Annotated in this window: 7 protein-coding genes; 5 read left to right on the top strand and 2 right to left on the bottom strand. The window is 41.2% G+C overall.

Annotated elements, in window-relative coordinates:
• The first annotated feature begins 78 nt into the window (after positions 1–78).
• Positions 79–3,351, top strand: coding sequence for a non-ribosomal peptide synthetase (locus CDG76_RS02600; RefSeq protein WP_094347507.1), 3,273 nt, complete (start codon positions 79–81; stop codon positions 3,349–3,351).
• Between the two features lie 290 nt (positions 3,352–3,641).
• Complete coding sequence (locus tag CDG76_RS02590) at positions 3,642–5,174, top strand: glycosyltransferase (protein WP_094347505.1); 1,533 nt, start codon at positions 3,642–3,644, stop codon at positions 5,172–5,174.
• Positions 5,175–5,679: 505 nt separating this feature from the next.
• Here the strand turns inward: CDG76_RS02590 and CDG76_RS35745 are convergent.
• A complete protein-coding gene (locus CDG76_RS35745; protein ID WP_223265105.1) occupies positions 5,680–5,832 on the bottom strand; it encodes an alpha/beta fold hydrolase in 153 nt (50 codons plus the stop codon).
• A 267-nt stretch (positions 5,833–6,099) separates the two neighbouring features.
• On the opposite strand from CDG76_RS35745, the gene CDG76_RS02585 reads away from it, so the two are divergent.
• The 3 genes from CDG76_RS02585 to CDG76_RS02570 all read left to right on the top strand — a co-directional run bounded on the left by CDG76_RS02585 (position 6,100) and on the right by CDG76_RS02570 (position 16,325).
• Complete coding sequence (locus CDG76_RS02585) at positions 6,100–10,830, top strand: non-ribosomal peptide synthetase (RefSeq protein ID WP_094347922.1); 4,731 nt, start codon at positions 6,100–6,102, stop codon at positions 10,828–10,830.
• 868 nt (positions 10,831–11,698) lie between these two features.
• Positions 11,699–13,960: an aminodeoxychorismate synthase component I gene (pabB, locus tag CDG76_RS02575; RefSeq protein ID WP_094347504.1), complete on the top strand. Its 2,262-nt coding sequence runs from the start codon at positions 11,699–11,701 to the stop codon at positions 13,958–13,960.
• Positions 13,961–14,570: 610 nt separating this feature from the next.
• Positions 14,571–16,325, top strand: a complete 1,755-nt coding sequence (locus CDG76_RS02570) for an iron uptake porin (protein ID WP_094347503.1) — start codon at positions 14,571–14,573, stop codon at positions 16,323–16,325.
• A gap of 416 nt (positions 16,326–16,741) precedes the next feature.
• On the opposite strand, the gene CDG76_RS02565 is transcribed toward CDG76_RS02570, so the two are convergent.
• Positions 16,742–19,642 (bottom strand): CHAT domain-containing protein, encoded by a 2,901-nt coding sequence (locus CDG76_RS02565; RefSeq protein ID WP_094347502.1) that lies wholly within the window; start codon positions 19,640–19,642, stop codon positions 16,742–16,744.
• Between the last annotated feature and the right edge of the window lie 129 nt (positions 19,643–19,771).

Here is a 19,771-nt window from a genome sequence, read left to right as displayed (position 1 = left end):
TTTTATAACGAACCGCAGAGGCGCAGAGAACGCAGAGAGAATAAAGAGAGATTTTCACGAATGATTTAGGGTTACTATATGTCTTCTGAAGAGGTCTTCGTCTTTCCAGCATCTTTTGCTCAACAGCGATTATGGTTTCTCGACCAGTTGATCCCCGACAATGGTATCTACAATGTGCCGACAGTAATTCGTTTGACCGGTTCGCTGAAATTAGCCGCACTAGAACAGACTTTTAACGAAATTGTACTTCGCCACGAAACCTTACGCACAACATTTATTGTGTCGGATGGGCAACCCCTACAGGCGATCGCACCCAGCTTAACAATACCTCTTTCTGTATTAGACCTCCAGCAATTGCCAGATGATGAACAAGAGGTTAAAGCAAAGTCCATTATTACCGCAGAGATAGAACGTCCTTTTGATTTATCCTCCGGGCCATTGCTGCGAGTAACACTCCTCGTCCTTTCCAAGACAGAACATATTCTATTACTGAATATGCACCACATTATCTGCGACGATTGGTCTATGGGGGTACTGATTCGGGAACTGGGAACGCTGTACGCAGCTTTTGCACAAAACCAGCCTTCTCCTCTATTAGAACTGCCTCTTCAATATGCCGATTTTGCTCATTGGCAGCGCGAGTGGCTGCAAGGAGAAGTACTCCAAACCCAGTTAGCTTACTGGCGGGAGCAATTAAACGATATTTCCATACTGCATCTGCCTACTGACAAACCAAGGCCAGCTATACAAAGCTATCAAGGATCAACACAATTTCTAGAATTACCCCTCAAGCTAATTGATGCACTAGAAAAGCTGTCACAGCAAGAAGGTGTGACCTTATTTATGACATTGCTGGCGGCATTTCAAACATTACTTTATCGCTATACACACCAAGAAGATATCGCGGTAGGTTCGCCAATTGCTAACCGTAACCACAGCGAAATTGAAGGCATAATTGGTTTTTTTGTCAATAGTTTAGTGCTACGTAGCAACTTATCTGGAAACCCTACTTTTCGAGAACTACTAGGCAGAGTACGGGAAGTAACGTTAGGAGCATACAGCCACCAAGATTTGCCGTTTGAAAAGTTAGTTGAAGAACTACATCCAGAGCGTAACTTGAGCCATCATCCACTATTTCAAGTAGTGTTTGGTTTTCAGAATGCGCCAATGTCAGCGCTAGAACTACCTGGATTAGTACCTAGCTTTATGAATATTGACATCAAAAAAACGCGTTTTGATTTGGAACTGCATCTGTGGAAGTGTTCTGAGGATTTTAGGAGCTTATGGGGCGGAAACTGGGAGTATTCTGAAGGTCTGCGAGGCGTAATGGTTTACAACACAGATTTATTTGATAAAGCTACTATTAGCCGGATGGTGGAACATTTTAAAACTTTGTTGTCAGCTATTGTTGCAAATCCAGAAGAACGAATTGCAAATTTACCGTTATTAAGTGAAGTGGAGCTACATCAGGTATTGGTAGAATGGAATAACACCCAAGCAGATTATCCTCAAGATAAGTGTATCCATCAATTGTTTGAAGAAAAGGTACAGCAGTATCCTGATTCTATAGCAGTAAACTTTGCTAACGAGCAACTGACTTATCAAGAGTTGAATACTCGCAGCAATAAACTAGCACACCACTTACAAAAAAGCGGAGTATGTTCAGAAGTTTTAGTCGGTATTTGTATCTCACAGTCTATAGAAATGATCGTTGGTTTGTTGGGTATTCTTAAAGCAGGGGGAACGTATGTTCCATTAGACCCAAGTTATCCTCAAGAGCGTCTAAATTTTATGCTTGAAGATGCACAAGTTTCAGTGTTGCTGACACAAGAAAACTTGCTCAAGCATTTTGAAGGTTTCTCAAAGCCAATTATTTCTATAGATAAAGACTGGGAAATTATTACCCAAGAAAAGCAAGACAATCCCGAAAGCGATTTAAATAGTGATAATTTAGCTTATGTTATTTACACCTCTGGTTCTACAGGAAAACCCAAGGGAGTTGCTGTACCTCACAAAGCTGTAAATCGGTTAGTGTGCAATGCGAACTATATAAATTTATTACCATCTGATAAAGTCGCCCAAGCCTCAAACGCTTCTTTTGATGCAGCTACATTCGAGATATGGGGAGCGCTGCTTAACGGCGCTCAACTTGTGGGAATTACTAAAGATGTAACCCTCTCGCCTCCCGAATTTGCATTACAACTACGAGAAAAAGGTATCAATATTCTGTTTTTGACTACGGCATTATTTCAACAGATTGCCAGAGATGTTCCACAAGCTTTTACTTCATTGCGATATTTACTGTTTGGTGGCGAGACTGTTGATAAAAGATGGGTTAAAAAGATTATTAAATATGGTGTGCCAAAGCATTTAATTCATGTTTATGGGCCTACAGAGAATACAACATTTTCTTCTTATTATTACGTACAAGATTTACCATTAGCCACATCTTTTCCTATTGGTCGTCCCATTACAAACACACAAACTTATATATTAGATGCCCATTTACAACCTGTACCTATTGGCGTTACTGGCGAATTATATATGGGTGGGGAGGGGTTGGCGCGAGAATATCTCAATCGAACTGAATTAACTGCTGAACACTTTAGTACTCATACTTTTAGTAATAAATTAAAAACACGCCTTTATAAAACGGGTGATTTAGCCCGCTATTTACCAGATGGAAATATTGAATTTTTAGGTCGCATTGACAATCAAGTAAAGATTCGTGGCTTCCGCATTGAGTTGTCAGAGATTGAAGCGGTGTTGAATCAACATCCAGCAGTGAGAGAAACTGTTGTCATTGTTGGTGAGGATGTACCTGATGATAAGTACTTGGTAGCTTATGTTGTTCTCAACCAGGAACAGATAGCGATGCAAGAGGTGCAAGGCTTTGCATCCTTACTTCGTCAATTCCTCAAAGAAAAGTTACCAGAATACATGGTGCCAAGTGCGTACGTGATACTGGAATCTCTACCTCTAACACATAATGGCAAAGTGGATCGGCGTGCTTTACCCATGCCTGATACAATTTCTTTCAATAATCAAGATTATGTGGCACCGCGATCGCAAGTTGAAAAGTTACTTGCCCAAATTTGGGCTAAAGTCTTGGGGAAAGAGCAAGTAGGCATCCATGACAATTTCTTTGAATTGGGCGGTCATTCTCTCCTCGCGACTCAGCTAACTTCCCGTATCCGCGACACCTTCCAAATAGATTTGCCTGTACGCAACTTATTTGAAGCACCGACTGTAGAACAACTATCTAGATATGTTGACACAATCTATTGGACAGCAAAAGGTATAGATAAGACTGAAACTACGGAAATTCAACGAGAAGAGGTGGAATTTTGAGAAACCCCTAAGTTAGCGATCGCTATACCATTTATGCCATCCGATATATGTGCACGAGCCGCAGTAGCGATTAACTTAAGCATTAGGAAAATGCGCGAATTGGCTGGGTTTAATCTAAACTGACTTTTCCCGTCATGTGGAAAAGCTTGCTTTTTGATGGCGTTTATGTACAGCCTCAGTGCCTTGTGTTTTTCAGTCTTGGGAGTTTTTAACAAGCTCGCTAAGGTGTTCTGCTGCCGTCTTCAGGCAAAAACCTCTAGTAGAAATCAACCTGTATTAGGAAGTGGGCTATGCATATTGGATTTCTCAACCCTCAAGGCAATTTTGATTCAGGCAATAGCCACATCACAAAACACCCAGATTTTGGGGGTCAGCTGGTCTACGTTAAGCAAGTCGCCATAGCCATAGCTCAAATGGGTCATAAAGTTGATATTCTCACCCGTCAAATTATTGACCCGGAGTGGCCAGAGTTTGCCGAAGCGATTGACACTTATCCAGGGATCGATAATGTCCGCATTATCCGCTTACCAGCTGGGCCAAAAGAATTTCTCTCTAAAGAGTTGCTATGGCCTCATCTGGTTAGTGATTGGATACCCAACATATTGAAATTTTATCAACAAGAGGGTGGCTTACCCGATGCTATGACTGCTCACTACGCTGATGGAGGACTGTGTGGCGTTCTAATTGAAGAGGAGACAGGTATACCTTTTACCTTTACTGCTCATTCTCTCGGCGCTCAAAAGATAGACAAATTGGAAGCCACCCCAGAAAATCTCACAGGAATAGACGAGCAATTTAATTTCAGATATCGCATTTTAGCCGAACGCCTGAGCATGAATCGCTCGGCTATTAATATCACCAGTACGCGACAAGAACGTTTTGAACAGTATTCTCATCGAGTCTACAGTGGCGCAGTGGATGTAAACAACGACAACCGCTTTGCAGTGATTCCACCGGGAGCAGATTTCTCGATTTTCGGTGCAAAAGCGCGTTACGAAAACGAGGAGGCTACTTACCAGTTCATTCAGGAGCGATTGGCACGGGATATTGCAGAACCACGTCGAGATTTGCCCGTTATCCTAGCATCCAGTCGATTAGAACTTAAAAAAAATATATTAGGGCTAGTGCAAGCCTTCGCAATCAGTCCAACACTTCAGGAACGAGCTAACTTGGTCGTACTTACAGGAGGGCTGGACGATCCTTTACGAGAGGAAACTAGTGATGGCATAGCTGAAGAGGTATTAGCTCCCATTCGGGAAGTTATCAAAGAAAATGACTTGTGGGGCAAGGTGAGTGCCTTTGGCTTGTCAGATCAGTCTCAAGAGTCACTGGCAGCAGCCTATCGGTTTATGGTTAAACGCCGCTCGGTGTTCGCACTGACCGCACTCTACGAACCTTTTGGGCTTGCTCCCTTAGAAGCAGCAGTTGCAGGTTTACCAGTGGTAGCAACCAAGAACGGTGGCCCCAGCGAGAGCTTCCGACAGGGAAATAAGGAATATGGCGTACTTGTTGACCCAGAAGATTCTGCTGATATTGCACGGGGCTTGGAGCGGTTGCTATGTGATGCTAAGGAGTGGGAGTCTTTTGCCCAGGCTGGTCAACAACGAGTACTGAAGAAGTACACTTGGGAATCTACTGCTGAAAACTACCTGACTTTGCTTGAGCAGATTGTGTCTTCATCAGAAACCCGCCCTCGCGCTGAACTCCTTCCCATCCATCCCTACTTCCTTAATCCAGAATCGCAGACCGATGTTTTTTTGGAAGAATTGGGCGAACTTTACTTTGGAACTAATCAAAAGGTGCTAAGTACAGCACTTCCTTAAGGGACTTCCAAATAAAAAAATATTCAACTATTGATTGTTGGGTGGGCATCTTGCCCGCCATATAAACTGGGCGGGCAAGATGCCATTGGTGTAAACTTAAGCCGAAAACTATGTCGGACAGGCGTTTTGCAAATCCCTCACGCCCTCATCCCCTAACCCCTTCTCCCAAGGGAGAAGGGGAATTGAATGTCTAGCTCCCCTCTCACGGATGGGAGAGGGGCTGGGGGTGAGGGCAAAACGTTGTCACCAAGCGGGTTTCACATTAAGTTTACACCAATGGCAAGATGCCCACCCCACAAGATTGGATAATTTATTTCTTGGAGTTCCCTAATTCGTAGCGAATTAAATTTGGCAATACCCTGCAATGGCAATTAATGCGTCGGTCGCATTGTTAATGCATCGGCTTGTATTGTTAATGTGTTCCCCTGCCTTGAAAACGCTACGCTTTTACGCAAAACTGTACTAAGTACATCTGCCTTTAAATAAGCTTCAGTAGCGATCCCAGCTATAAGCAGTCAGCACTTTTTGTGCTGACTGCTTCAGCAAACTGTTGGTTTTGTTCCATCAATGCCATGTGTCCACCTGGTTTTAGGGTGACTCTTTCAGAGTAAGGCAATTCTGCTTTCATGCGATCGCTCGCCACAGGCATGAATATCATGAGCCTAAACCTTGCGATACCTTGTTCGCTGCGCTGTCTTTTAGCTTCATACCATAGTTATAATCATCCAAGTTTCATTCCCAGGAATGATTTATACAGTCTTAGAAGTGTGATAAAAATGCTGGGTTAGGTAATAAGCAGTGCAGCTTGGCAAAAAGAACTATCCAGTTAAAAAATGTTAAAAACCTTATGGCACAAGCAATATTTCTACAGCATAGCTGCCTCCTAACTTCTAATAAATAACAATACTTGCGAAGGGGTTTAATTTTGAATACGGTTGAGTTTTTAACTTATCTTCGCAGCTTAGATATTCAAGTTTTTATTGATGGTGAAAAGTTTCGCTGCAACGCCCCTGAAGGAATTATTACCCCAGAACTGCGTGCAGAAATTCAAGAGCGTAAAGCAGAAATTATTGAATTTTTAGAAGCATCTAATCGTACTAATAACCACAGTTTTAAACCTCTCGCACCTATTTCGCGGTCAGGAAATCTGCCCCTCTCCTTTGCTCAACAACGGCTGTGGTTTCTTGACCAATTAATCCCTAATAATCCTTTCTATAACATTCCACTAGCACTACATTTAACAGGTTCGCTCAAATTAGCCGCGCTAGAGCAAACTTTTAACGAAATCGTGCAACGACATGAAGCTTTACGCACCACTATTGTCGTACAAAAAGGGCAACCAGTTCAGGTAATTAATCCTACCCTAACAATACCTTTACCAATAATAGATTTACGGCAACTGCCACAAGCCGAACGAGAAATACAAGCACGACGACTCACTACACAAGAAGCTCAACGTCCTTTCAATTTATCAACTGATTCGTTGCTGCAAGTAAAACTGCTGTGGTTAGATGAGACACAATACATCCTGCTGCTGACTATGCACCACATTGTCTCCGATGGTTGGTCTATTGGGGTGCTGATTCAAGAGATAGCAGCACTCTACACAGCCTTTGCCAGCAATCAGCCTTCTCCTCTACCGAAACTTAGAATCCAATATGCAGACTTTGCATACTGGCAACGCCAATGGTTGCAAGGGGAAGTATTAAAAAAGCAACTGAGTTACTGGCAGAAGCAATTAGACGGCATTTCTATGCTAAATCTGCCAACCGACAGACCAAGATTAGCTGTTCAAACTTATCAGGGTGCAAGGCAACCTCTGCAATTATCAAAAAGTTTGAGCAAAGCACTTTTAGCTCTCGGACAACAAGAAGGGGTAACTTTATTCATAACCCTCCTAGCAGCATTCCAAGTTTTACTTTACCGCTACACACAACAAGAAGATATTGCTATTGGTTCACCTATTGCCAATCGCAACCGTAGTGAAATTGAGGGATTAATTGGTTTTTTTGTCAATAGCTTAGTACTGCGTACCGATCTATCAGGAAACCCAACTTTTCAGGAACTATTGAGTCGAGTTAAAGAGGTAGCTTTAGGAGCATACAGCCATCAAGATTTACCTTTTGAAAAACTTGTAGAAGAACTGCATCCAGAGCGTAATTTGAATCAAAATCCGCTATTCCAAGTTGTTTTTGCGCTCCAAAATGCGCCGATGACAGCCTTAGATTTACCTAATTTAACTTTAAGTCCGCTACCATTTGAAACGGAAACAACGCGCTTTGATTTGGAGTTCCACTTGTGGGAGCCAAATACTCAAAATGGGTTATGGGCAGATAGCTCAGAAGGAATTAGTGGTTTTGTAATTTATAGCACTGATTTATTTGATGACGTTACTATCACGAGGATGCTAGGACACTTCCAAATATTACTGGAGGGTATAGTTGCAAATCCAGAAGACCGAATTGGACAATTACCATTTTTAAGCGAATCTGAGCTATATGATTTATTAGTTAAATGGAATAATACTGAGTTAGATTATCCTCAATATAAATGTATACATCAGTTATTTGAGAGCGTTGCAGAACAGAATTCTGATGCAACTGCACTAGTATTTGACGATGATAAACTCAGTTACAAAGAGTTAAATATACGCAGTAATCAACTTGCACATTATCTAAAAAAGTTAGGAGTTAAAACCGAAGTTTTAGTAGGACTTTTTGTAGAACGCTCTTTTAATATGATAATCGGGATGTTGGGCATACTGAAAGCAGGTGGAGCTTATGTACCTTTAGATCCAAGCTATCCATCTGAACGTTTAAACTTTATGTTTGAAGATGCTCAAGTCTCAATTTTATTAACTCATGAGCGATGGCTTGAACGCCTGAAAAACTATAGTTCACAAATAATCTGTTTAGATAAAGATTGGGAGATTATTTCTCAAGAGATTGAAGATAATCTTACTAGTAAAGTTACAGTAGATAACCTCGCTTATGTCATTTATACCTCTGGCTCAACTGGAAAACCTAAAGGGGTTAAAATTGAACATAGAGGATTGTTAAATTTAGTATTTTGGCATCAAAAAGCGTTTGCAGTTTCACCCCTTGATCGAGCAACGCAGATTTCTGGAGTTGCCTTTGACGCTTGCGGTTGGGAAATTTGGCCTTATCTTAGTATTGGGGCAAGCATTTATTTTGTAGATGATGAAACCAGGCGATCGCCTGACTATCTCCGAGATTGGCTAGTATCAAAAGCGATAACAATTTGTTTTATACCAACACCTTTAGCAGAGAAAGTTCTATTATTAGATTTTCCTCAGAACGCAGCTTTACGAATATTGCTCACAGGTGGAGACAAACTAAATCAATATCCTTTAGCTGACTATTCTTTTCAAGTATTTAATAATTATGGACCAACTGAGAACACAGTTGTTACAACTTCGGGATATGTTTCTGTTAAGAATAAAGGTAATTTAGCACCTGTAATTGGTTGTGCGATGCCTGCGGCGGGCGTAGCCATCGCCAATACAAAACTTTATATATTAGATAAACATTTACAACCAGTACCTATTGGCGTTCCGGGAGAGTTATACATAAGCGGTGATGGGTTAGCACGAGGTTATTTAAACCATCCTGACTTAACTGCTGAATCTTTCATTTATCATTCTTTTACTAATAATTTAAAAGCGCGACTTTATAAAACAGGTGATTTAGTTCGCTATCGAGTAGATGGCAACATTGAATTTTTAGGTCGCCTCGACGATCAGGTAAAAATTCGTGGCTATCGTATTGAGTTGGGAGAAATTGAAGCGGTACTGAGTCAGCATCCAGCAGTGCAGCAAACTGTAGTAATAACTCGTGAGGATGAACAGGAAAAGCGTCTAGTAGCTTATATAGTACCAAAAACTGAATACAGTAACGAACAGGAGAATTTGCAATTAATGCAATTGCAGAATGAGCAGGTTTTGCAATGGCAGATGCTGTATAACGAAACTTATAATCAATCTACTGATTCAGATGCTACATTCAATTTTGTCGGCTGGAATAGTAGTTACACAAATCAGCCTATTCCAGCAGAGCAGATGCGTGAGTGGGTGGATAACCAAGCCGAGCAGATTTTGGCTTTGCAACCCAAACGAGTGTTAGAAATTGGTTGTGGAACAGGCTTGATTCTATTTAGAATTGCACCTTACTGCACTAAATATTGGGGAACAGACTTTTCCTCAGTTTCACTTAACTGCATTCAGCAACAGCTACAAAAACAAGAAATGCCGCAGGTAACACTGTATCAGCAAATGGCTACTGACTTCGAGAAAGTAGAAACAGCAGCTTTTGATGCAGTAATTCTGAACTCGGTTGTACAATATTTTCCTACTATTGATTATCTGATTAGTGTATTAGAAGGTGCTGTGCAGGCAACTGCTCCAGGTGGCTTTATCTTCATAGGGGATGTACGTAGTTTGCCACTCTTGCAAGCTTTCCATGCTTCAGTCCAACTGTATCAAGCTGAACCTTCCCTTACCTGCTTCGAGTTGCAACAACGGATACAAAGGCAAATATTTCAAGAAACAGAGTTAGTTATTGATCCAGCTTTTTTTACTGCAATCAAGCAACGCTTTCCGCAAATCAATCATGTCCAAATTCAACTGATGCGGGGTAAACATCACAATGAATTAACTGAGTTTCGTTACAATGTGATTCTTCATATTAGTGCCGAAATTGTTAGTAATACTGGAAATTATTCACTGCTGAACTGGTCTGAAAATAATCTAACAGTCTCAGCAGTGCGCCAGTTATTAATTGAGAATAAGCCAGAAATATTAAGCATTATCAATGTACCTAATGCGCGGCTGATGTCAGCAATTAAAACAGCAGAATGGCTATCAGACGTAAAAGGTTTTAAAACTGTAGGTCAAATACGTAAAGCTTTGCAAGAACTAGAAAATTTCGGAGTAGATCCAGAAGATTTCTATGCGCTGAACGTACCTTATAGCGTTAATATTACCTGGTCACATTCAAGTACTGAAGGACATTATGATGTAGTTTTTGTACGACAAGACGAAGTAGGTAAAAGAACTATTTTTCCCTATAGCACGGCTCTTTCTCGTCCCTGGCAATCTTACGCCAATAATCCCCTACAAACCAAAGCAGCGCATAAGTTAGTGCCGCAGTTGCAGACTTACATAGCACAAAAACTGCCTGAATATATGATGCCATCAGGTTTTGTAGTATTGGAGTCTTTACCTCTAACAGCTAATGGTAAAGTCAATCGCCGCGCCTTAAGAGCATTCCATAATGGAATCAAGCCCCAATTGCCTGAAAATTACATCGCACCTCGAACTCCTGTTGAACAAGTGCTGGTGAAAATTTTTGTTGAAGTTTTGGGACTTAAGAGCGTAGGAATTTATGATAATTTCTTTAAATTAGGGGGTCATTCATTACTGGCAACTCAGCTTGTCTCTAGAGTGCGCGACGCCTTACACATAGAGTTGCCTTTGCGTAGCGTATTTGAAGCTTCGACAATTGCAGAATTATCTAAGGTGGTGGAAAGCTTTAAAGAAAGCAATGCTCAAAGTCAAGCCCCAGTTTTAGTACCACTATCGCGTGAAAGTCGGCGGATTAAGTTATCTTCCTTAAACGAAGAGAGCGTAAAACTTTAAAAAAAGATCAGGCACTAGATTGAATTGTTACATTAAGAATCAATTTTACTTTGGCTGTCTCCACGCAAGGTTGTACTCTCTCTCAACAGCGGCCAGCAGCTTTGCCTGCAAGGATGACTTAAAAGTAGTGTTTATCATCTTGATGATTTGGGAATCAAATTTGATTACTCTGGCGAAGTCACTTTACAAGATTCTGAGGAAATCCTGGAAAAATCGCTGCTATCTACAGACAGGTAATCAAAGCCTCAATATCTGCCCAGAATGAAGAACGTAAACTGTCTCTTCAATTATTTGCTGAGAATTTATCGAGAGTATTTTATGGATTTGAACCAGACTTTTTTAAGCAAAACGTTTCCAGAATTATCGATGATGTCATTAGCCAATTTCACGGTTCTCTAGAAATATGGCCAACTCTAGTGGAAATCTGTTACTTTTACAAAGACAAAAAAGACGTACCACAAATCAGGGTTAAAAACAAGAAGGTAAAGTCTAGAAATGGCACAAAATCGAGCGAAATTCTCGTATAAATGCGACCTTTAGCAAACAAGCTATCATTCATCCGGGAAAATGTTCTGAAACCCTTTCTTTTTGAAGACGCGCCTATAGCAAACCAAATTACAACATCTAGGGGCAATTCATGAATTGCCTCTAGATGAATAAAGCACAGCCTCACATAGAATTGTTATGATCTAGGTGCTATTCTAGATGCAAAAACCTTCTATAGGACTCATATTTGATTTTTGAACAAAACTCAGTACACCTTTATTCCTTCTTCCCAGTCCCCAGTCCCCAGTACCCAGTCCCTTACCTCTACGAGTGATTCAGAAATCAAATCGGATTGCTATATGTGCTAGCTAATTGACTATGTATGCAAACGCTAATTATTGATAACTATGACTCATATACATTTAATCTTTACCAGATGATTGCCGAGGTAAATGGGGAACTACCTCTAGTAATTTATAACGATCAGCTTAATTGGGATGAATTGAAAGAAATTGCATTTGACAACATTGTGATTTCACCTGGTCCCGGTCGTCCAGAAAGGTCAGAAGATTTTGGAGTCTGTCGGCAAATAATTGAGAATGTGGATGTACCCTTGTTGGGAGTTTGTCTGGGGCATCAAGGACTTGGCTACCTACATGGTGCAAGAGTGATTCACGCACCGGAAGTTCGACACGGCAGACTCAGTAAAATTGATCATAATAATTCAGAATTATTTCAAGGTATTCCTAATCAGTTTTCTGTGGTGCGTTATCACTCATTATTAGTTGCTGATGAACTACCTGAGTGTCTAGAAAAAATTGCTTGGACTGAAGAAGGATTGGTGATGGGATTGCGTCATCGCTATCTACCTTTTTGGGGTGTGCAGTTTCACCCAGAGTCTATTTGTACAGAATATGGGCAAAAATTACTAGAAAACTTTCGAGATATTACGCTGCAATTTACAGAGAAATCGTTAAGGAGGCAGGAGGCAGGAGGCAGGAGGCAGGAGGGGGAGGCAGGAGGGGCGGGGTCTGAAAGCCTTTTGGCAGAGTCAAGAAGTCCAGAAAAACAGTATTGGATGGGATATGAATCTGTTACTCCTGTTATGGATAAGCCATGTCAAAAACAGGAAGAAAAATTTGAATTGTATACGCGCAAGTTAGATATCTGCCCAAATACAGAACAAATATTTGTACAGCTGTTTGGGGATGCAGCAAACGCTTTTTGGCTAGATAGCAGCCGTGTAGAACTTGGTCTATCTCGCTTCTCGTTTATGGGTGATGGCAGCGGAGCAAACAGTTTATTGGTGCGATATCATACCCAAACGCAAGAAATCATCATTACACAATCAGATACAGTGACTCGTCGCACCGAAAGTATTTTTGAGTATTTGAAGCGAGAAATAGACTGCCGATTTTGTCAATCTGATGAGTTACCTTTTGATTTTAACTGTGGATTTGTTGGCTATTTTGGCTATGAACTCAAGGCGGAGTGTGGCTCGTCATTGGTGCATTCTTCACCATTACCTGATGCAATTTTCTTACTTTGCGATCGCATGATTGCGATCGATCATCAAGAACAGTGTCTTTATTTGTTGCAATTAATTAAAAAAGGACAAACAGAACAGCTAGAAACTTGGTTTGATACTATCCAACAACAACTCGAAACTCTAGATCCTCTTTTTTCTGTTGTACCCCAAGAAAATTGTCAGCCTGTTAAGTTCCGTTTGAGTCGCACTTACCAAAATTACATTCAAGATATTCAGCAATGCTTAGACGAAATTCACGAAGGAGAAACTTATCAAGTTTGCCTGACAAATCAGCTTTACACTGATGCAACCCCTGACCCATTGACGTTCTATCGCACATTACGTAAAATCAATCCGGCTCCTTATTCTGCATTTTTACGCTTTGGTGAAATTGCGATGCCTGCGGCGAGCGTAGCGATCGCCTGCTCATCTCCAGAAAGGTTTCTACGGATCGATCGCCAAGGTTGGGTAGAAACTAAGCCTATTAAGGGAACGCTACCACGAGGAGAAACCCCCGAAGCCGATTTCGTTCTCCGTGAGAAGCTACGCAACAGCGAAAAAGACCGGGCTGAAAATCTGATGATTGTCGATCTGTTACGCAATGATTTGGGACGAGTTTGTGAAATTGGTAGCATCCACGTACCAAAATTAATGGATGTGGAAACATACCCAACAGTACATCAGTTGGTGACAACAGTACGCGGGCGGTTACGTTCGGATTTACAAGCGGTGGATTGCGTGCGAACTGCATTTCCTGGAGGATCGATGACTGGTGCGCCGAAAATCCGCACCATGCAAATTATCGATCGCTTAGAACAAGAGGCGCGGGGAGTGTATTCAGGTGCGATCGGTTTTTTGGGGTTGAATGGTTCAGCCGATTTGAATATTGTGATTCGGACTGCTGTTTTGACTCCCAATCAAACCTCCATTGGTATCGGTGGCGGAATTATAGCCCTTTCTGAGCCGGAGATGGAGTTTCAAGAAACCCTGCTTAAAGCCAAAGCCTTAATCGACGCTCTACTTCTGACGATACATGGAACATCTGAACCAGATGTGTATCCCATTCTGGGATTAGAAGCAACAACTGCTGATAGTTATGAAAAACTATCTGCCTGAATCAAAGACTTAAATAAGGATGGAGATGTGTTTGAGGATAGCCTATCCCGACACAAAACTGGCTACTATTAAAGATTATTTACACTAAGCATTTATATCCAAATCCCCTTGGATAAAGATTTTGGGTACTGATTTTCAACCTGTAGAGACGCGTTAGTGCAGCGGTAAGAAGTAAAATTTTGTGTCTTTACTAAGGATTTTGGGCTTAACTGAACAGTATTGATTTATCCGACATTCGGCAGGGTGGAGGTTCAAAATAATTAATAATCAATAATTACTAATTTATCAGCAAAACCCCATATAGAAATACACTTTCTTGATTCAGGAATAAATTTAAAGATAAAAAGCAACTACCGCAAATCAGGGTTAAAAACAAGAAGCTAAAGTCCATAAATAGCACAAAAACGACCAAAATTCCCTTATTATAAACTCAACCTTTGGCAAATAAGATATCTGCAAAACTTGACAATTCCCGATCTGGAAAAATTTTTTTAGATATATAGCTTAGGTAACAGCAATCTGATAAGATTCCCAACAAGTAGAATAATCACTTGTTCTCTTTTTCTTGAACCAACTGATTTTGGTTATTTTTTGGAAAAGGAAAATAAAAATGTCTCATCTATTGTGGAAAACTCTGGTACTAAGTCCAGTAGTTTTGGGAGTGACGGTGTTGGTTTCCGCTAAGGCTATGGCTGCTGCTGAAGTAGCAAGCTCTTCTGAAGATACAAAGCCAATAGCTGCTAATGCTTCAATATTCATTCAAACAGAGCAACCAAAAGTTAATCAGCAATTGGTTGCTCAAAAGACTGATGAAAATAAGGTTTTAGAAGAGGTTAATCGCTACAGCAACGAAGGCAAGAACCAGAATTCACTGTCTCAAGTCACATCAGTTTCTCAATTTTCTGATGTACAGCCCACTGATTGGGCATTCCAAGCTTTGCAATCCCTGGTTGAGCGCTACGGTTGTATTGCAGGATACCCAAATTCTACTTACCGTGGCAATCGGGCACTGACTCGTTATGAGTTTGCCGCAGGTTTGAATGCTTGTTTAGATCGAGTTAATGAACTGATTGCGACAGCAACTGCTGACTTGGTAACAAAACAGGATTTGGCGACTCTCCAGCGTTTGCAAGAGGAATTCTCGGCAGAACTGGCAACTCTGCGTGGTCGAGTAGATTCTGTAGAAGCACGGACTGCTGAACTAGAAGCCAATCAGTTTTCCACTACCACAAAATTGGTGGGTGAAGCTATTTTTGCCGTTACTGATATTTTTGGCAATAATACTGGCGATGCGAATAATACTGTCTTCCAAGATAGGGTACGTTTAGACTTGCAAACCAGCTTTACGGGTAAAGACGTTTTACACACCCGTCTTGCAGCCGGTAATGCACTAGCCTTTAATCAGGTGGATAATGCTGGTCTTCCTATTAATACTGTTGAAGGTACACAAACTTTTCAAATCGGTAGTACTGGTAACAACGGTGTAATTATAGACTGGCTAGCCTATTACGTACCCATCGGGCCAGCCCAAGTTTACTTTGCGGGCACCGGAGGTATTCATAGCGATTATGTGCCCACTAACAACCCTTACTTTGAGGATTTTGATGGTGGTAATGGTGCCTTGTCTACCTTTGCTTCTGAAAGTCCGATTTATCGCATTGGTGGTGGTGCAGGTGCAGCACTGACTTTACCCTTTGGTAGTAGTGGCAGTTTTTTCAAACCTTCATTGACTATAGGCTACTTGGCGTCAAATGCTAATGATCCTGGGGCAAATCAAGGTTTGTTAGAGGGTAACTATGCAGCTCTTGGACAGTTGAACTTTAGTGTTGGCGATCGCTTATCTATAGGTGCTACCTACGTTCACGGTTATAATGGTGCTGGAAGTATCGGTTTATTTGATGGAGGTAGTGGTTTGCCTGGCACTATCCGCGTCGTAGGTACTAATCAAGCTAACACCCTCCTAAACGCATCTTCCAGTAATTCCTATGGTGTGTCCGCAGCTTTCAAACCCAGTGACAAACTGTCAATTAGTGGCTTCATTTCTTACCACGATGTCACAGGCGTTGGTGCTGATGATGATTATGAAGCTTGGAGCTACGGTCTTGGGGTAGCCTTACCTGACCTTGGTAAAAAGGGTAACGTTTTAGGTATTTTTGCTGGTGCAGAACCTTATGCCCGTAACCGAGGAGGAGTTTTTGCTGGTACTGGTAATGATATACCTTATCACTTTGAAGGCTTTTACAAATATCGCGTGTCAGATAACATCTCAATTACCCCTGGTGTAATCTGGTTGACCTCTCCTGGTCAAAACAGCAATAACGATGATGCAATTATCGGTACGCTGAGAACAACTTTCACTTTCTAAAGGTTTACAGCAATTTGCTTTAGGGACGCATAACTATGCGTCCCTTTTGACTTCCGCCTTGCGGTACTGGGGATCTTTGGCGTTGCATATTTGCGGGATGATTTTGCTAGTTTTGTGGGATGGGCATCTTGCCATTGGTGTCAAGTTAAGCCGAAAACTATATCAGACAGGCGTTTTGCAAATTCCTCACGCCCTCATCCCCTAACCCCTTCTCCCAAGGGAGAAGGGGAATTGAGTGTCTAGCTCCCCTCTCACGGATGGGAGAGGGGCTGGGGGTGAGGGCAAAACGTTGTCACCAAGCGGGTTTAGCCTTAAGTTGACACCAATGGCATCTTGCCCGTCCCTTGTATTTCAGCGCTCTCGTGTCGCCCACCCTACAAGAATCATCCCTTGATTCAGCAACGCCGGGATCTTTTTCAAAGCCAATTACCGATCGCAACCATTGGTGCCCAATATGCAGGATGATCGTACATGGTATTGACACCTTCAGATGGGGGTAATTTCTTAGCATGAATCATTCTGATTTGAGCCGTTTGCAAAGCCTCTGCAATACTCATGCCAGTGTTGCGATAGTTGGTGTAAAATGTTTTCACTAGTTCGGATGTCGATTGATCGGTAACACTCCACAAAGATGCGATCGCAGTTTTAACCCCAACTTGCAATGCAACTCCAGCTAATCCTAGTGTGGCACGGTCATCGCCAACTGCGGTTTCACAGGCAGTTAGTGTGAGTAATTCGACGCTATCTGATTTGCTGTTGAGGTTTCGCAGTGAGTTTTCTAATTGGCTAATGGTAAGCTTTTGGTTTTTGCCGGTGACAATGAAGGTGTCTTCAGGAATAATCCCAAATTGAGCGTGACTAGCAATGTGAACAATGGGATATGTGGTTTTGTCAAGTGTTTGTTGAAAACTTTCGGCGAGAAAATTATCGTCAATCAGAGGGGTATGATTGGGGAATATACTTTGAACTGCATTGACTTCATCGGGAACCGCAAAAAGCTGTTCAAAAGTCTTGCCGTCGATGGTGGCTTCTTTTGTCAAACCCAAAATTAACGCTTTTTGCGTACTGCGATCGCGTAGTTTAGGTGTGGTAAGTCGTAAACTGGGAGTTGTGGCAACCGCGTAGGTTTCAACTAAATATTTATTGAGTTTGCTGTCATAAAGTGCCGCCATTGGAACGCTACGCAAAAACCCATCCTGAATAAATACCAGAGTTTTGACTTTCTCCGGTTTGATATCCTCTGCAAAGGGGCGAATTATCCAATCATAAAGCTGCGATGCAATTGTAGTATCGTAGTTAATTTCTTCTCTTTTAACTAGTCCGGTGCGAAACTCGGCAATTTTTTTCTGTAAAGTATCGCTGCTAACTACTTTGTCACCTTGTTGATTGGGGTCTTCAATCCACTTAAATTTAGTTGCTTGATTGGGTAACTGCAATAATATCCCGGTTTTGCCATCTAAAATTATTGAACTCAAAAAGCCAGTATTCTTAAACGCTACACTATTATCTTCGAGAAGTTCGCCCACCTGTTTGGGATTCAACCCACTCAAAATGCAATCATTGCCAAAATAATTCTGTAATTCTGCAAGTTTCAACGCATCGATGGTGTTAACTACTTTTGATAGTTCCTTCGCACGTCCTTCGTCTGCAATTGCCCCAACTCCTAGCAAATTGAGGCGCGACTGTGCCAATGTCCGGTATAGTGGGCGAACAACATCGCGGAAGTCAAATTGTACATCTCGTTCGGCAGTCAAAATATCCTGGCGGATATCTTCTAAGGTATCAAATGCTCGTTGATAAGATGCGATCGCTTCTTCATTTCGCTTCTGTTCATCTAAAATCCGTCCGGCTTGCCACTCCCACAAATACAAGCTATCTTTTGCACTCAACTTGCTGTCTGCTGCGATGAGAGCAGCTTGCGTATATTTTAATGCCTTTTCATTACTTAATGTTTTTTGATTATTTAATGCTTTGTCGTTATCTGAACTACATTCCCAGAAATGGCCTAAAGCACCATTAGCATAAGAAATTAGGCGATTATCTTGTAAATTTTTACTTGTTAATACTGAGTTTTCAAGCAAATTTAATGCTTCGTTGTCACCAGATAAAACCAGCCCAGTTGGACAGTAGGTAAAGGGTGAAGTTCCTTTAGCATTGCGCTGCAAGTATGCTAAATCAATTGCCCCATAGACTTTTGTGGCAGAATCGGGCAAAGCTTCGAGAACTATTAAAGCATCCTTCAGGGCTTTGTTAAACTTCTCATCATTAATAAATTTGCTCTTATTTGTCTGGGAAACCAACTGAATGAAATTTAATAATCCCCGCATCTCTGCTAAAGGTTGTTTTTCGTTACGGGCGAATTTTATACTATCTTGAAAATATTGATAAGCTCTGTCGTAGTCTTCTTGTGACTTTTGAGTAAATTCTTGTTCTTTACTAAAAATACCAGCTTTATTTGCCGAATCGGCTTGTAACTCTCGCAATTGACCGCGACTTTTGTAAGCATTACCCAAACTATTAAATACCAAAAATTTAGATTCTGGACTAACTTGTTGGGCTGTGTCTAAATACTTAATTGCTTGGTCGTAACTTCCGATTAAACGATATGCTTCACCGAGAATACCCAAAGCCGCAACCTGACCGCGTTTGTCGTTGTATTTGGTGGCGATTTGTTCGGCACTTTCTGGAGTGCATTTTATTTCCTGACTTGGTTGATTTTCGGAGTTTTTCGACTTATCTACTAGTTTGCCACACAAAAGTGCGATCGCTTTGCGAGGTTGTCCCAAATTGCTGTAAACTTGGGCAAGTTCTGACTGCATTCGTCCGACTTGCTGGATATTATTCACCGTATTATAGTCATTAATTGCTGCCGATAACGATGCGATCGCTGCTTTATTTTCTCCTATTCTTTGGTAAGCGCGCGCCAAATTTTCATTCACAACTGCTGTAACTGACGGATTATTTTTATCCTGATTTAATGCCTCTTGCCATTTTTTTATCGCATTAACAAAATTTCCGGTATTATAGTCTTTGATTCCTTGTTCAACTAGTGCAGTGACATTTGGAGTTTGTGCAGATACAACTTGTCCAAACAATAAACAAATTATGAGACTTGCCAAAAATAATACTTTTATCAATCGATGGCGATTTAGTTTTTGGTATTGCTCGGTGAAGAGACGAATTCGCCTTGCAGATAAAAAAAATCGAGTGGCGGAATCTGCTGCTCGAAACTTCTTTGCTTGGGAGAAGCGAAAGGCAAATGGTGGTCGTAAAGGTTTAGAGAGTAAGAGTTTAAGATATTTTTTTGGGGATTTCATATTTTAATTCAGCAATGTCTGCATCTGGTATTTGGTTTAAGCAAGTTATCTTTTATACAGCCCTTTTGTCACAATCAATTGATAGAGGAAATACTTGTATGAATTTTATTTTTAAATTACCAGAAATAG

Origin of the sequence: Nostoc sp. 'Peltigera membranacea cyanobiont' 210A, assembly GCF_002246015.1 — a bacterium.
In the GTDB taxonomy this organism is placed as follows: Bacteria; Cyanobacteriota; Cyanobacteriia; order Cyanobacteriales; family Nostocaceae; genus Nostoc.
This window is presented reverse-complemented; position numbering and strand designations above follow the sequence as displayed.

What these genes read in the sequence shown, in the direction of transcription:
- CDG76_RS02600 (WP_094347507.1), top strand. Translation starts at nt 79, where the DNA reads ATGTCTTCTGAAGAGGTCTTCGTCTTTCCAGCATCTTTTGCTCAACAG.
- CDG76_RS35745 (WP_223265105.1), bottom strand. Translation starts at nt 5,832, where the DNA reads ATGATATTCATGCCTGTGGCGAGCGATCGCATGAAAGCAGAATTGCCT.
- pabB (WP_094347504.1), top strand. Translation starts at nt 11,699, where the DNA reads ATGCAAACGCTAATTATTGATAACTATGACTCATATACATTTAATCTT.
- CDG76_RS02570 (WP_094347503.1), top strand. Translation starts at nt 14,571, where the DNA reads ATGTCTCATCTATTGTGGAAAACTCTGGTACTAAGTCCAGTAGTTTTG.
- CDG76_RS02565 (WP_094347502.1), bottom strand. Translation starts at nt 19,642, where the DNA reads ATGAAATCCCCAAAAAAATATCTTAAACTCTTACTCTCTAAACCTTTA.
- CDG76_RS02590 (WP_094347505.1), top strand. Translation starts at nt 3,642, where the DNA reads ATGCATATTGGATTTCTCAACCCTCAAGGCAATTTTGATTCAGGCAAT.